Source organism: Stenotrophomonas maltophilia group sp. msm4 (assembly GCF_032025605.1).
GTDB classification, from domain to species: Bacteria; Pseudomonadota; Gammaproteobacteria; order Xanthomonadales; family Xanthomonadaceae; genus Stenotrophomonas; species Stenotrophomonas sepilia.
Window position 1 is genome coordinate 1,129,393 of record NZ_JAVSKK010000001.1, and the last position, 14,589, is coordinate 1,143,981.

The 14,589-nt window shown below is 63.3% G+C and carries 14 protein-coding genes; 3 read left to right on the plus strand and 11 right to left on the minus strand.

Annotated features, from left to right (window positions below; all coding sequences use genetic code 11):
* The first annotated feature begins 1 nt into the window (after nt 1).
* Genes ROV93_RS05335 through ROV93_RS05345 form a run of 3 tightly spaced genes read left to right on the plus strand, consistent with a single transcriptional unit; the run spans nt 2 to nt 5,954 of the window.
* Nucleotides 2-1,306, plus strand: a complete 1,305-nt coding sequence (locus ROV93_RS05335) for a TolC family protein (protein ID WP_170935783.1) — start codon at nt 2-4, stop codon at nt 1,304-1,306.
* Nucleotides 1,303-2,817 carry an efflux RND transporter periplasmic adaptor subunit gene (locus ROV93_RS05340; RefSeq protein ID WP_005413406.1) on the plus strand — a complete coding sequence of 505 codons (1,515 nt, stop codon included), beginning with the start codon at nt 1,303-1,305 and terminating at the stop codon, nt 2,815-2,817. The genes ROV93_RS05335 and ROV93_RS05340 overlap by 4 nt, the downstream gene beginning before the upstream one ends.
* The gene (locus tag ROV93_RS05345) at nt 2,814-5,954 is read left to right on the plus strand and encodes a CusA/CzcA family heavy metal efflux RND transporter (RefSeq protein ID WP_021201836.1); all 3,141 of its coding nucleotides are present in this window, start codon (nt 2,814-2,816) and stop codon (nt 5,952-5,954) included. The genes ROV93_RS05340 and ROV93_RS05345 overlap by 4 nt, the downstream gene beginning before the upstream one ends.
* A gap of 104 nt (nt 5,955-6,058) precedes the next feature.
* On the opposite strand, the gene ROV93_RS05350 is transcribed toward ROV93_RS05345, so the two are convergent.
* From ROV93_RS05350 to ROV93_RS05400, 11 genes are all read right to left on the minus strand, one after another.
* Nucleotides 6,059-6,889, minus strand: a complete 831-nt coding sequence (locus ROV93_RS05350; protein ID WP_005413408.1) for a DUF4198 domain-containing protein — start codon at nt 6,887-6,889, stop codon at nt 6,059-6,061.
* Between the two features lie 26 nt (nt 6,890-6,915).
* Nucleotides 6,916-7,356: a TonB-dependent receptor gene (locus tag ROV93_RS05355; protein WP_229298439.1), complete on the minus strand. Its 441-nt coding sequence runs from the start codon at nt 7,354-7,356 to the stop codon at nt 6,916-6,918.
* A gap of 153 nt (nt 7,357-7,509) precedes the next feature.
* Nucleotides 7,510-8,061, minus strand: a complete 552-nt coding sequence (locus ROV93_RS05360; protein WP_031269107.1) for a DUF305 domain-containing protein — start codon at nt 8,059-8,061, stop codon at nt 7,510-7,512.
* 74 nt (nt 8,062-8,135) lie between these two features.
* Nucleotides 8,136-8,411, minus strand: a complete 276-nt coding sequence (locus ROV93_RS05365) for a hypothetical protein (RefSeq protein WP_005413412.1) — start codon at nt 8,409-8,411, stop codon at nt 8,136-8,138.
* A gap of 28 nt (nt 8,412-8,439) precedes the next feature.
* Complete coding sequence (locus tag ROV93_RS05370; protein ID WP_219625521.1) at nt 8,440-10,761, minus strand: copper-translocating P-type ATPase; 2,322 nt, start codon at nt 10,759-10,761, stop codon at nt 8,440-8,442.
* 61 nt (nt 10,762-10,822) lie between these two features.
* Nucleotides 10,823-11,752 carry a copper homeostasis membrane protein CopD gene (gene copD / locus ROV93_RS05375; RefSeq protein ID WP_017354978.1) on the minus strand — a complete coding sequence of 310 codons (930 nt, stop codon included), beginning with the start codon at nt 11,750-11,752 and terminating at the stop codon, nt 10,823-10,825.
* A 10-nt stretch (nt 11,753-11,762) separates the two neighbouring features.
* Entirely contained in the window at nt 11,763-12,146 is a 384-nt protein-coding gene (gene copC / locus ROV93_RS05380; protein WP_005413416.1) for a copper homeostasis periplasmic binding protein CopC, read from the minus strand.
* 178 nt (nt 12,147-12,324) lie between these two features.
* On the minus strand, nt 12,325-12,675 hold the full coding sequence (locus ROV93_RS05385) for a four-helix bundle copper-binding protein (protein ID WP_012480213.1): 351 nt from the start codon (nt 12,673-12,675) through the stop codon (nt 12,325-12,327).
* Nucleotides 12,676-12,745: 70 nt separating this feature from the next.
* On the minus strand, nt 12,746-13,111 hold the full coding sequence (locus ROV93_RS05390) for a DUF411 domain-containing protein (RefSeq protein WP_019184727.1): 366 nt from the start codon (nt 13,109-13,111) through the stop codon (nt 12,746-12,748).
* Between the two features lie 173 nt (nt 13,112-13,284).
* Entirely contained in the window at nt 13,285-13,830 is a 546-nt protein-coding gene (locus tag ROV93_RS05395) for a nuclear transport factor 2 family protein (RefSeq protein WP_223224792.1), read from the minus strand.
* Nucleotides 13,814-14,584: a cytochrome c gene (locus ROV93_RS05400; RefSeq protein WP_005413420.1), complete on the minus strand. Its 771-nt coding sequence runs from the start codon at nt 14,582-14,584 to the stop codon at nt 13,814-13,816. The genes ROV93_RS05395 and ROV93_RS05400 overlap by 17 nt, the downstream gene beginning before the upstream one ends.
* Nucleotides 14,585-14,589: the final 5 nt, after the last annotated feature.

Sequence of the window (14,589 nt, forward strand, 5' to 3'; positions counted from 1 at the left end):
TATGGAGATGTCTTTCTTCTTGCGTGCAAGGCGCAAGATGGCGTGTGGGTTCGTGTTTGCCCTGGCGCTCAGTGGTCCTGTGCTGGCGGCATCGCCCGCTATCCCGATCAGCTACACAGAAGCCCTACAACGGGCGCTTGCTAACGCCCCAACCCTGCAGGTGCGCCGATCGCAGATCGATGCCAGTACCGAAGAAGCCGCGCGTGCTGGCGCGCTTCCCGACCCACGTTTGATCGTGGGGCTGGCGAACTGGCCCGTCAGCGGACCCGATGCCTTCAGCTTGCGGGCCGATGAGATGACCACCCAGCAAATCGGTCTGATGCAGGAGTTTCCTGCGCGTGCGAAACGACGTGCCGAGCACGCGTTGGCGCAAGCGACGCTGGCGCAAGCGCGCTCACTGTCGATGGCCGAACAGCAGATGGTGGCCCAAGCGGCCGCGCTGGCCTGGATCGAGCTGTGGAGTACGCAGCAAGCCGTAGATGCGTTGGAAGGTCTGCGCGAGCCGGCCCGTATAGCCGAGCGTGCGGCGCGTGCTCGCTTGGCAGGCGGCACGGCCGGGGCCAGTGATGTGCTTGCCGCCCAGGCCGCCCTACTGCAGTTGGACAATCGCCTGGAGCAGGTACATGCGGAGCACGCCGCCGCGCAGGCCGGCCTGGCGCGGTGGTTGGGTATTGCACCAGAGGCGATCTTGGCCAGTGGTGCGGCACCGGATTTTTCGCAGTTGCCATTGGAGCCCACCCAACTGCTGGCCAAACTGGACCAACACACGCCACTACTGGGCTGGGAGGCACGCGAGAGCTTAGCCCAGGCCCAGGTGGATGCGGCCGTGGCCGAAACCCGCCCGGATTGGAGTGTGGAGCTCACCTACGGACGTCGCGAGCGCGCACCCGACGGCATGGCGCGCAGCGACATGCTCATGGTGGAAGTGGGTGTGGGCCTGCCGCTGTTCCAGAAGAACCGCCAAGCACGAGGCATCGCGGCACGGCGGGCCGAGCTGGAGGCGGTGTCCGCAGAGCGCGATGAGGCCCGGCGCATCCAAGCCGAGTCGGTGCAACGCGCGATAGCGCGATGGCGCGGGTTAACCGGCCAGTTGGAGCGCCAGAACACGCAGAGCCTGCCTTTGGCGCGCGATCGTGCACGCACGGCGTTGGCCGCCTACGGCGCCGGTGCCGACCTGCAGCCGTGGCTGGAAGCGCGGCGCGATGAGATCGAATTGCACCTGGAGAACGCCCGTCTGCTGGGCGAACAGGGCCGTGCCTGGGCGGCACTGGCCTATCTGCTACCCCATGAGGAGAACACGCCATGAGCCCGACCAAGACGCGTCTCACACAGCTCGCCGTGGCCCTCGGGTTGCTGGCGCTCGGCTTTGCCGGCGGCTACGCCTGGATGACTCGAACCTCTGATACCACCCCGCCCCCCGGCACGAGCGTCGCAGATCAAGCACGCAAGGTGCTGTACTGGTACGACCCCATGGCGCCGGAGCAGCGATTCGACAAGCCGGGCAAATCTCCGTTCATGGATATGGAGTTGCTGCCCAAATACGCAGATGAGGCCATAGGGGGCGGAACGCAGATCGATCCGCGCCTGCAGCAGAACGTGGGCATACGCACTCAGGAAGTGACGGTAGAGTTACTAGGGACTGCCGTACGCGTGCCGGGCACACTGACGTGGGATCTGACCCAGGAAAGCGTGATCAGTGCGCGCATGGAAGGCTTGATCACCCACGTGCAGGTAAAGGCGCCGTTTACCGAGGTTCGTCGTGGTCAAACGCTGGCCACCGTGCAGGCCCCGGCATGGAACGCGGCCATCGCCGAAGCACATGCCCTGAGCCAAGCTCAGTCCGCGGGCGCGCGTGAGCTGCAGGGTGCGGCGCAACAACGGTTGCGTTCGTTGGGTGTTCCTTCTGGCGCCTCGGCCAGAAGTGGCGTCGTGCTTAGCGCAGACCACAGTGGTGTCGTGACCGAGATCCTGGCACGCGAGGGACAGACGGTGATGCCCGGTACGCCACTGTTCAAGATCAATGGGCTGGACACGTTGTGGCTGGAGGCCTCGGTACCCCAGGCAGCGCTGGGCACCTTGCGGCCGGGGACCTCAGTGCAGGCCACGGTCAGTGCCTGGCCGGCAGAGCGCTTTGCCGGACAGATCCAGGCGTTGCTTCCCCAGGTCGACATGGCTAGTCGCACGCAGCGGGCGCGAATTGTGCTGCGCAACCCGCAGCGTCGGCTGGTGCCGGGCATGTTCGCCGAGGTTCTGGTGCAGCCCGACGCCGAGCAGGCCCTGCCAGTCGTTCCCACGGAGGCGCTGATCGCCACCGGGCGGGACAGCCGGGTCATCGTGCAGGATCCGGACGGGAGCTTCCGGCCAGTGCGGGTGAGTGTGGGACGTAGCGTGCAAGGGCGCACGCAGATCGTGGCAGGCTTGGCCGGTGGTGAACGCGTGGTCGTCTCGGGTCAGTTCTTGCTCGACTCCGAAGCCAGTCTCTCCGGTGCGTTGGAGCGCCTGGGTGCTGCACAACCGACACGCCCTGCCAGCGCATCAGGTGTGCACGAGCGCCATGACGCCGGGCACGAACCACGCACTGTCGTGCCGTCACCGTCCAGACAGCCGGCGCCTGTCGCGCCAGACACCTCCACCTCTACGCCGCCGCGCTGCCCGGTGCAGTACTGGTATGACCCGATGGTGCCGGAGAAGCATTTCGACAAGCCGGGCAAGTCACCGTTCATGGATATGCAGTTGGTACCCAAGTTCGGCCCCGCCGCAGCCGCTGATTGCCAGGCAAGCGAGGTCATGTCCGAAGCGATGGAGGGCACACCATGATCGCGCGCCTGATCCATGCTTGCATCGCCAATCGCGTGCTGGTGCTGGTTGCCGCCGCGCTGCTGGCGGTGGTCGGTATCTGGTCGGTAAAGAACACGCCGCTGGATGCGCTGCCGGACCTGTCCGATACCCAGGTCATCATCCGCACGCAATGGGCGGGGCAAACCCCGCGCATCATCGAAGACCAGGTCACCTACCCGTTGGCCACCACGATGTTGTCCGTGCCGGGCGTGAAGGCGGTACGCGGCTTCTCCTTCTTCGGTGATTCATTCGTCTACATCCTGTTTGACGATGCCACTGATCTTTACTGGGCGCGCTCTCGAGTGCTCGAGTACTTGAGCCAGGTACGCGATCGACTTCCGCCGAATGTGAATCCGGCGCTGGGTCCTGATGCGACAGGACTGGGCTGGATCTACCAGTACGCCTTGGTGGATCGGACAGGTCAACGTGATGTGGGGCAGCTGCGTGCGTTGCAGGACTGGTTTCTTCGTTATGAGCTAAAAACCGTGCCGGACGTGGCTGAAGTAGCCAGTGTGGGCGGTGCGGTGCGCGCCTGGCAGATCCAGCCCGATCCGCAGGCGTTGGCGGCCCGTGGACTGACGGTGGCCGAGCTCATCGAGGCGGTGGATGCGGCCAACGGCGCTACCGGGGGCTCGGTGATCGAACAAGGCGAAGCCGAACTGATGGTGCGCAGCGAAGGCTACCTGCGCACACAGGAGGCGTTCGAACAGGTGCCGGTAACCGGCAACGACGGCATCCCCGTCCTGCTCGGCGAGGTGGCCACGATCAGTCGCGGGCCGGTCTTCCGTCGTGGTATCGCAGAGTTGGATGGTCAAGGTGAGGTGGCCGGCGGCGTGATCGTCCTGCGGACCGGCAAGGATGCCTTGGGGGCCATTTGGAACGTCAAAGCGCGACTGCAGGCGTTGCAATCCAGCTTGCCCGAGGGCGTGGAAGTGGTGCCGGTGTACGACCGCTCCGAGCTGATCCAGGATGCGGTACGCAACCTCACCCACAAGCTTGGCGAAGAGTTTCTGGTCGTAGCGCTGGTATGCCTGCTGTTCCTGTGGCACCTACGCTCGGCGTTGGTGGCCGTCATCACCCTGCCTTTGGGTATCCTGGCGGCCTTCATCGTGATGCACGCCCAGGGGATCTCCGCCAACTTGCTGTCATTAGGCGGCATCGCCATCGCCATTGGTGCGATGGTCGATGCAGCGGTGGTGATGATCGAAAATGCACACAAGCATCTGGAGCACTGGCGGGAGGCGCACGGCCGGGAACCTCAGGGTGAGGAGCGCTGGCAGCTGATGGCCCGCTCGGCGGCCGAGGTCGGACCGGCCCTGTTCGCCAGCTTGCTGGTCATCACCCTGTCTTTCGTGCCGGTTTTTGCCCTGCAGGCGCAGGAAGGGCGATTGTTCTCGCCTCTGGCCTACACCAAGACCTACGCGATGGCCGCCGCAGCAGGGTTGTCGGTGACCTTGATCCCCGTCTTGATGGGCTACCTGATCCGCGGCCGCATCCGCCCGGAACAGCAGAACCCCATCAATCGCATCCTGATCGCTGGCTATCGGCCCATCCTGCTGTGGGTCCTCAAACATCCCGGTGTCACCTTGCTGCTCAGCGGCCTGCTGCTAGTGCTCACCTTGATCCCCTTTAGCCGGTTGGGCAGTGAGTTCATGCCGCCCTTGGAAGAAGGCAGCCTGTTGTACATGCCCACGGCCCTGCCCGGCCTGTCCGCCGACAAGGCCCGTCAGTTGCTCCAGCTCTCGGGCCGGATGATCAAGACCGTACCGGAGGTTGAGCACGTGTTCGGCAAGGCGGGCCGTGCCGAAAGTGCGACCGATCCGGCACCGATCGAAATGTTTGAGACCACCGTGACCTTCAAGCCGCGGGATCAATGGCGCCCGGGCATGACCCCCCAGAAGCTACGCCAGGAGTTGGACGCAGCGGTCAAGATTCCCGGTCTGACCAACCTATGGGTCCCGCCCATTCGCAATCGCATCGATATGTTGGCCACCGGCATCAAGAGCCCGATTGGGATCAAGGTCTCCGGACCCGATGTGGAGCAGATCGAGCGCCTGAGCCAGCAGATCGAGCAGGTGGCCAAGACTGTGCCCGGCGTGAGTTCGGCACTGGCCGAACGCGTCACGGGTGGGCGCTATGTCGATGTACAGGTGCGCCCGGAAATCGCTGCACGTTACGGATTCACTCAAGGCCAACTCCAGCAACTGATTGCCACGGTCGTTGGCGGTGATCCAATCGGGGAAACGATCGAGGGGCGCGAACGCTATCCCATCGTCTTGCGCTACCCCCGTGGCCAGCGTGACTCGTTGCAGGCCTTGCAGGATCTGCCGCTGATCGCGCCAGGCGGTGTGCAACTGACCTTGAGCCAGGTGGCGGAGCTGTCAATCAGCCCAGGCCCGCCGATGCTCAAGAGCGATAACGGCCGGTTGGTGGGCTACATCTACGTGGATGTGGCCGATCGCGACTTGGGATCGGTGGTCCAGGACCTGCAAGCCGCGGTGCAGACCCAGGTGAGTTTGCCTGCCGGCTATGGTCTGGCGTGGTCGGGGCAGTACGAGTATCTGCAACGGGCTTTGGCACGCCTGCAATGGGTGGTGCCCGCGGCGTTGGCGATCATCTTCCTGGTCATCTGGATGGTGTTTCGCCGGCTTAGCGATGTATCCATCATCCTGCTCAGCTTGCCCTTGGCGTTGGTGGGCGGTTTCTGGTTGATCTGGGGGCTGGGCCATGCGATTTCGGTGGCCAGCATGATCGGATTCATCGCCCTGGGCGGCGTTGCGGCTGAGTTCGGCGTCATCATGCTGCTGTACCTGCGTCATGCCTGGGAGCAGCGCTTGGCCAGCGGTGCGCCGGAAGATGTGTCTACCCTGCAAGAGGCTATCTACGAAGGCGCCGTGCAACGGGTGCGCCCGAAGGCGATGACGGTAGCCGTCATCCTGGCCGGGTTGTTTCCGCTTTTCGTCGGTGCCGGTGCCGGCTCGGAGGTCATGCAACGTATCGCCGCGCCGATGCTGGGTGGCATGCTCACCGCACCGGTGCTCTCTATGGTGGTGATTCCCGCAGCGTTCTATCTAGTGCGGCGACGTGGATTGCGCGCGGCGCGGGGCGACCAATGAGAGACAGACTGAGCACTTGAGGTAAGTCCCCACAAAAAGACGCCAGTCATGGAAGAAGTCATGACTGGCGTCAAAGGGGAGAGTACCGCCTACATGCTTACTTATCAGTGCCCGGCGTGCGGGGAAATCTCAAAGCTCAGCGACGCCCGATCCGACACAAAATCCAAACCCTTTTGTGTAGAGGGCACAATGTGATTGGTGTGGATGTACCAGGTCTTGGCGGTGGTCACCTGGAAACTGGCTTGGCCTTGGGCATCGGTGCGCAGGAGCGTAGCGCTACCGTGCCCACCCTTGACCGGTGCGTCAGCACGATGACCGACGTACACGCGTAGGTTGGGCACTGGCGTGCCCTGCTGCAGCACCTGGAACGACAGCTGTTCGCCGACCTTCACGCTTCCAGGATTGCGGGCCAAGCGGATCTCCAGCGGATAGCCCAGCGAGGCAGCGAAATCGTCGGTCAGTTTTGTGCCCACCTGTCCAATGGTACGAGCATGCTTGGTATAGCTATAGGTGACCCCTTTGGGAAACTTGCTCGCATCATAGGTGGCCAGGGTATCGGGCAAGTCTTCCAACTCCAGGTACTTGCCGAACTCGCTGGCCGTACGCGTGCTGGTGGAGGCCATCGTCGAGACCCCCAGCAGATAGGTGCCCTCGCCCGCCGGATGCACGGTGAGCTGGCTCTGCTTGCCGACCTCTTTCCAACTGGCCAAGTCCGGTGCAGCCTTAGCGCCGCCCTGACTCAGCGAAACGTCCTGTAGACGCGCTCGGGTGACTGCACCTGCACTTTCATCGAAGGTGCCATTGTTCACCAACGCTGTGTTCGCCTCGCCCGCTGCGGTGCCAGGCTTGGAGAAAGCGACAAACAGGTCGTGCGCACCGGCACTGCCGGCCACAGCGAACAGCAGTAGTGTGGCGGATAGTTGCGTGTTTCTCATGATGTGTAGCTCCTCGTGATCGTGGCTTACCAGTGGTAACCAAAGCGGACATTCCAGCGACGACCCAGCAAGTCGTACGTCATGGTGTCGGTGTCGGTGTTGGGGTTGTTCTTCACGAACGGCGCCTTCTTATCGAGCACTTTTTCAACGCCGGCGGAGATATCCCACTTCTTCTTGATGCCGTAGCTCAGTTGCAGGCTGTGGTACACCACGCTGGACACATGCGAGCCGATCGTGTCGGGCACGGCGATGATGTCGTCCGCGCTGCCGATGTACTGCGCCGAATAGACGCCGGTCCAACGGTTCTTGCCCATACGCAGTGAGCCCAAGCCACGCCACTGGGTGTAGCTACCCAAGCCGCTGGTGATCTTGCCGGCGTACTCAATGGTGGTGGCCCCGGGCGTGAGCGCCCCCAACCCACGCGGGGTGAGTCTGGAGGTCCTGGAAGCCCTGCTGGATCTGGTCATGGCCTCGGGCAAGGTACGTGTGGTCGACGTGGCGGAACTGTGTCCGCCCCTGGATCCGGATCAAGCCACCGCACGTGTGGCCGCGCGTTTGATCCACCGAATGGTCAGTGCGCAGGCTCAGTGAAGTGATATCGGCTGGCAAAAGGCAGTGAGCTAATGGGAACGCTCAGCCAGCAACTGCTTCATTTGCGCGATCTCCTGTGTCTGCGAGGTAATAATGTCCTGGCAGAGCTTCACCAACTCAGGATCCTTCAGACGATTCTCCTCACACATCAGGATGGCGCCAGCGTGGTGGGGAATCATCGAACGGATGAACTGTTTGTCAGTGACCGCTGCTTGAGTGCGAATGCCCCACCAGCAGAACAGCATGAACGCCACCGTCAGACCAGCCAGAATCAGATTGCGTCGGCGATCGGGGTACATGCTGGACATTAGCCACAGCTCGATCAGCAGCATGGGAGCGGCCATCAGGCCCGCCATGTAGAACTGGTTCACGTTGTTATAGACGTTAGCCCACTGATCGACCATTGCGTACATCAATGCGTACATGGCCACGAAAGACAGGCCCATCATCAACAACAGGCGGCCGTAATGGCCTTGATGCCCTTGTTGTGCCTGGTGGGCAGGTTGGTGTGAGGCGTGCGGTTTTGCGTGCTGGGACTGCGGGTCTTGCGCGTTTTCGTGCGTACCGTGCGAAGAGGACATAACAATCTCCGTGGGAATGGCAGAACGGCGGAAGAACCCGCGAACTGTTGGAACAGCTCCCGGGCTGAGAACACTTACATACCCTTGCCGGCAGCGAATTCCTGCGGGCTCAGCTTGCCATCTTTGTTGCTATCGAGCATGCCAAAGTGCGGCGCCAGCTTGTGCTTGGCCAGTTCTTCCTTGGACAGCGAGCCGTCCTTGTTGGCATCGAGCTTGGTGAAATCGGCATCGGCCGCCGCCGGCTTGTGCTGACCGTGGTCGGTGGTGGGCGTGGTGGTCTGGCCGCCGGCGAAGGCCGCGCCCGCCATCAGGAACAAGGCCATCATCGAGAGGGAGGCATAACGCTTCATTGCAGTACTCCTTGTGGGATATGAGCCATCAGTGACAGGAATGGCCGCGCGCAGGCTCATCGGCGCGGTCAGGGTGGGGGGTGGCAACAACGGTGGAGCCGGACAAACGCAGGGCATTGGTGACCACCGAAACCGAGCTCAGGCTCATGGCCAGGGCCGCCATCATCGGACTGAGCAAAAGGCCGAAGCTGGGATACAGCAAGCCGGCGGCGATAGGCACGCCGATGGCGTTGTAGACGAAGGCGAAGCCCAGGTTCTGCTTCATATTGGCCACCGTCAAAGACGAGATGGCACGGGCTTGCACGATGCGCCTCAAATCACCCTTGACCAGGGTGAGCTGGGCGCTGGACATGGCCACATCCGTGCCCGTCCCCATCGCGATGCCCACATCGGCTGCCGCCAGGGCCGGCGCATCGTTGATGCCATCGCCAGCCATGGCCACGCGACGACCCTGGGCTTTGAGTTGCTGGACCAGGTCGGCCTTGTCCTGCGGCTTGACGCCACCACGCACATCCTCGATGCCCAGCGTGCGCCCCACGGCCTCGGCCGTCGCCTGTGCGTCACCGGAGGCCATCACCACGTGCAGGCCATCGGCACGTAGCAGGTTCAAGGCAGGCAAGGTCGTGGCTTTGATGGGATCAGCCACCGCAATGGCGCCGGCCAACCGACCATTGACCGCCAGGAACATCACGCTAGCGCCTTCTTTCCGAAGACGCTCGGCGCTGCTTTGCAAAGGTGCTACATCGGCGCCAACCGACGCCATCAGGCTTTGGTTGCCGAGCACGACATCCTGATCGGACACGCGCCCGCGGACGCCTTGGCCGGTGAGCGAATCAAAATCTTGGGCGGCCACCAGGTTCAAGCCACGTCGCTGGGCTTCAGCCACGATGGCCTCGGCCAAGGGGTGCTCACTGCCCTGCTCCAAGCTGCCGGCCAAACAAAGGATCTGATCGGCGTCGAAGCCGGCGTTGGAGAGCGTGTCGCGAAAGGCTGGACGCCCCTCGGTCAACGTACCGGTCTTGTCCACGATCAACGTGTCGATCAGACGTAGCTGCTCGATCGCCTGAGCATCGCGGAACAGGACCCCGACCTGCGCAGCGCGGCCAGTGGCGACCATGATCGACATGGGGGTAGCCAAACCCAAGGCACACGGGCAAGCAATGATCAGAACCGATACGGCATTGAGGACGGCAAAGGTCCAGGACGGTTCGGGTCCAAACAGACCCCATCCGAAGAACGTGAGCACCGCCGTGGCCAGCACGGCCAGGACAAACCAGTACGCCACCTTGTCCGCCATACGCTGCATCGGCGCGCGGGAGCGCTGGGCTTGGGCTACCAACTGCACAATCTGCGCCAGTACCGTCCCGGATCCGACTTTGTCCGCCCGGATGACTAAGGCGCCCGTCCCGTTGAGCGTGGCGCCTATAACGTGATCACCGACAGCCTTCTCCACCGGAATGGGTTCACCGGTCAGCATCGACTCATCGACACTGGCGCGGCCTTCGATGACTTCCCCATCGACCGGCACCTTCTCGCCCGGTCGTACGCGAAGCAGATCACCCACGTGCACGTGATCCAGCGCAACGTCCTCTTCGCCCCCATCGGGTTTGACGCGGCGAGCCGTCTTGGGCGCCAATCCCAGCAGGGACTTGATGGCCGCCGAGGTTTTGGAACGCGCCCGCAGTTCCAGCAGCTGTCCGAGCAGGGTGAGCGAGACGATGACCGCTGCCGCCTCGAAGTAGACCCCTACCCGTCCATGCTCGCGGAAAGAGTCCGGAAACAGGTCCGGTGCCACGGTGGCCACCACGCTGTAGCCAAACGCGGCGGCCACGCCGATGCCGATCAGCGTCCACATGTTGGGGCTGCGATTGCCGATGGACTGTAGGCAGCGCTCAAAGAAAGGCCACCCCGCCCAGAGCACCACCGGGGCGCTCAGCACGAGCTCAATCCAGGTGCGCGCCTGCGTGGACAAGCCGGGCAGACGGTGTCCCAGCATGGCCAAGACCAGGACGATCAACGTCAAAGGCAACGTCCACCAGAACCTTCGGGTGAAATCGCGTAACTCTGGATTGTCGTCCTCCTCCAGCGAGGGCATCTCCGGCTCCAGCGCCATGCCGCAGATCGGACAGGTGCCGGGACCTGGCTGACGAATCTGCGGATGCATCGGGCAGGTGTAGACCGTGGCGTGGGTACCGCTGGGTTGGGCCACCGCTGCTGGGGCGGTCACTTCAACTTGCTGGGGAGCATCGTCCGTATAGCGGACGGGATTGGTGATGACCCGTCCATCCGCAGCCTCGACAGGGGCTGCGCCTGCAGAATGGTGATGGTCATGGGACGACGGTGAGTTCATGCCGATGCTCGCTTTAGTGGGGATGGACTGCCAAGGCAGTGTGCCATTGCGGGTTACACAGCTATTCGGGGCTGAGCGTCCCGAGCACTGAAACAACAATCAGGATCAAGATGGCCAGCGCGGCCTCAGCCGTAACACTCTGCCGCAAAGCCCGCACCTCCTGCGCGGGATCTCCGCTGGTCAGCGCTCGTTCCAAGCGCGGCACCAGCGTCCATCGGTGCAGCGCTCCCAAACCCAGCATTCCAGCGAACAGGGCCAGTTTGAAAAGCAGCAACTTCCCGTAGGTGCTCTGGAACAGGGCCGAAAACGACCACGCGGTGAGATCCCCGTAGTGCGCGATGCCGGACACGATGAGCGCACCAACGAAGATCGTTCCCAGCGTCGAAAAACCATGCAGAAAGTCATGCGTTGATCGCAGACGCCCGCTGCCGTTCGTCTCTTTGCCGCGCAGCAGCATGGCAAGGAACATCAGGACCGCTGCGATCCAGCCGCCTGCCGCGAGAAGATGGACGATGCCTGCAGCAAGCCGGACCGCGCCTGCCAAGCCCTCGCCAGCGGCGGCGTGGCCGTTCCATGCCAGCGAAGCGAGTGCGCCGCCCGCCAGCATCGCCCCCAGCGGGAAGGCGGTCTCCACCTTCCCGCGGCGACGATGCCATCCGAGCACGAACATCAGGGCGACCAGCAGCGCGCCTCTCGCCATGGCTGCCCGGCCCGCGGACGTCTCGAGCAGATACCAGCCAAGCGATGCGCGATCAACCTCGGCAAGCGGCATTCCCATGATGCCCGCGGTCTTGAAGACGACATCGAGCCCGGTGAGCACGAGACCGGCTACGGCACCCGCCAATAGAACGCCCATGAGTGACCACCCGGCCAAGGCGTCGGCGAGTGCCGATCGACGCGACCCGTACCAACCGAAGAGTGGAACCCCGAAAAGAACCATGATGACAAGGTATTCCAAGAATCTCAGTGCATAAGCCGACAGGTCGAACATTCGCGACTCCTCAGCGCACCGTGAAGCTGAAGCTGCCCGGCATGGGGTGGTTGTCACCACCGACGGCGCGGTATTCCACGGTATAGACGCCCGGAGCCAGCGGTCCAGGCAACTTGGCACGCAGGGTCTTGCCGTTGTTGACGATCTCGGTCGTGAAATTCTCGATCGGCATGGTGGAACTGCCGTGCTTCATGAGCAACTTGAGACGCGACGCCCGCGGAATCAATGTCTCGTTGAACACGAGATCGATCTGGCCTGGCGAGGCCACCACCGCATTTGCCGCCGGTGTGGACTGCTGCAGCGCGGCGTGGGCGTGCGCGACCTGCAGCGAAAACTGCCCGGCCGCGATTGCGAGGACGAGCGCGAAGGAGCGAATGACGTTGGACGACTTCATATGGATAAATCCTCATTGGAATGTGATGCAAAGCCCGTTCGGGAGGGGCCGCGCTGTGTTCGATGCGACAAGCGTTAGATGTCGGACTGTCACTGAAACCACGATTTGTCGGATTTTCTTGATACTTCCGCTTTCGCGAGACGAGGATCCCACCGGCTCAGGCGGGATCCTCGACGCATTACGCTGCCATGGCGCTGCAGCTTTCCGCGCAGCGGCGACAAACTTCGGCGCAGCGCGTCATCTCAGGGTCGTTCATGGCGTCGCATGCATCGGCGCACTGGCGGCAGATCTCCGCGCAGGCACCGCAAACCACGTCGTGAACGCTGGCACCGCGCAGCATCGCGTCGGCACTGGTTGCGCAGGTATCGGCACACGTCGCCAACAGGGCGATGTGCTCCGGGGCCGCGTGAACACCTCCTTTGGTCAGGCAGTAGTTGATGGTCTCCAGGCAGATCGCATGGCATTGCGTGCAGTTGTCGATGCACTCGTTCATGGCCTGGGGCCGGTGTGCTGCGGAATGGTGAGTCATGTAGTTCTCCTTCTTCCTCGCGGGCGAGAATCGGCGCGCCCGCAACACCGTCCCCTGTTGCTGCGACGGATCAGTGCTGTGCGAACGGTTCGGTGGTTCCGTCGCGATGTATCAGCTCGACCGTGAACGGCTGCTGGCGTCCCTCCGGGACCTCCATGCCCGGAGAACCAAGCGGCATCCCTGGGAGGACCAGGCCGCGTGCGTTCGGCTTTTCTTCGAGGAGACGCTTGATGTCCGCGGCCGGAACGTGGCCTTCGATGACGTATCCGCCGATCTCGGCCGTGTGGCAGGAGCCCTTTGCATAGGGGACACCCAACCGCTCCTTGACCAGACCCAGGTCATCCATGTCGTGCACATCCACGGTGAATCCCGCCTTCTGCACGTGGTCGATCCAGACACCGCAGCACCCGCAGGTCGGGGTCTTGTGGACGGTCATGCGTGGCAGGGCTGCTGGAGTCGCGTCGGCTGATTGGACGACAACCTGTGCGGAGGGCGAGGTTGTGGGTTGCGCGGATGAAGCATCCTGGGTGCAAGCACCCAGACCAGCCACGGCAAGGACCACAAAAGTCAGACGGTGCAATGTGAGCGTAGTCATTTCAATCTCTCGACTCAGCGCTTGGTCCGCGAGGACCAGTGGATGTGGACGATCCGCCAGCCGTCCGCGGTCTCCTTCAGCACCATCGTCTCGTCGCTCTGGACGGTCAGTGGCTGGCCGTCCTTCTGGGCATGCAACTCGCTTTCGGTTCCGACCCACGCGAACTCGCCAGCGGCTCGTGCGCGCTGACGGAGCAGCTGGCGATGGGCGCCCTTGAGGAACGCCGCATCGCTGACTGCGTGATGGCCCATGTATTCCTCGCGGCTGCGTTCGGCGCCCCCGGACTCGAGGATGAGAACGTCGGCAGCGAGCAGGGCTTCGACCGTGGCCAGATCGCCGCTAGACAGGGCCCTGTTGAAACGCTCCGCTACGGCGACCGCGGCCTCTGCAGTGACTGGGACGTCGACGTCCGCAGATGCCGCGGCAGCGGGGTGATGTGCGTGCGGCTGTGTCGCCTGCGCCATTGCGGGGGACACGACGGCCAGTGCCAGTGCGAGGGTGAACGAGATTGCTGTTGCGTTCATTGCGTGGGCTCCAAGAAGATCAATGGGGGTGCGCATGGCCGTCATCGGCCACGGGCGTGTGTGGTGCAGGGTGCGACTCCACCTTGCCGTCGGGATGGCCGTGGCTCACCAACCCGACTTCCGTGTCGCTGGGTGTCGGGCCGTGGTGATCGTCGTCCACGCCCGGCGGGTGCGCATGCGGCATGGAGTTGTTGCCCGGCTCGAATAAGGCAGGGTGATCCTCGGCCTTTTCGTCGTCATGGTGGCCTTGCGTCTCGCCGCCGCCATGCGAATGGCCCTCGCTGCTGTCGACAAGTTCCTTGTACGCAGTCGCGTCCAGCGTGGGCAACTTCTGCAGGAAGGCCGACATGTTCCATATGAACTCATCGTCCATGCTGCCGCCCCAAGCGGGCATGCCGCTGGCCTTGATGCCGTGCTTGATCACCCAGAACGCCTCAGCTGGAGCGACCGGCTGTTTGCTTAGGTTCGGTGGCGCGGGGTACAGGCCCTTGCTCATCTCGGTGGCCGCCGCGTCTGGTGAAAGATGGCAGGTCACGCACATGGCGTTGTAGTTGCCCGCACCCTGGCGGATACGCTCAGGATCATCAAGGTTCGTGGGTAGCTGAAGCTTGGCGGCGCGCACCTCAATGGAACGCTCGCGCGCCGTTTCAAGTAGCGCATACACCGGGCGACTATGCGGATCGTCGGCGGCCACGTTGTACACGCCCAGAGAGAGCGTGGCGGTTGCGACCACCGCAACCAATGCCACGCCGGCACCGAGCCATACCCACATCTTTTTGTTGGATTTCATTGTCA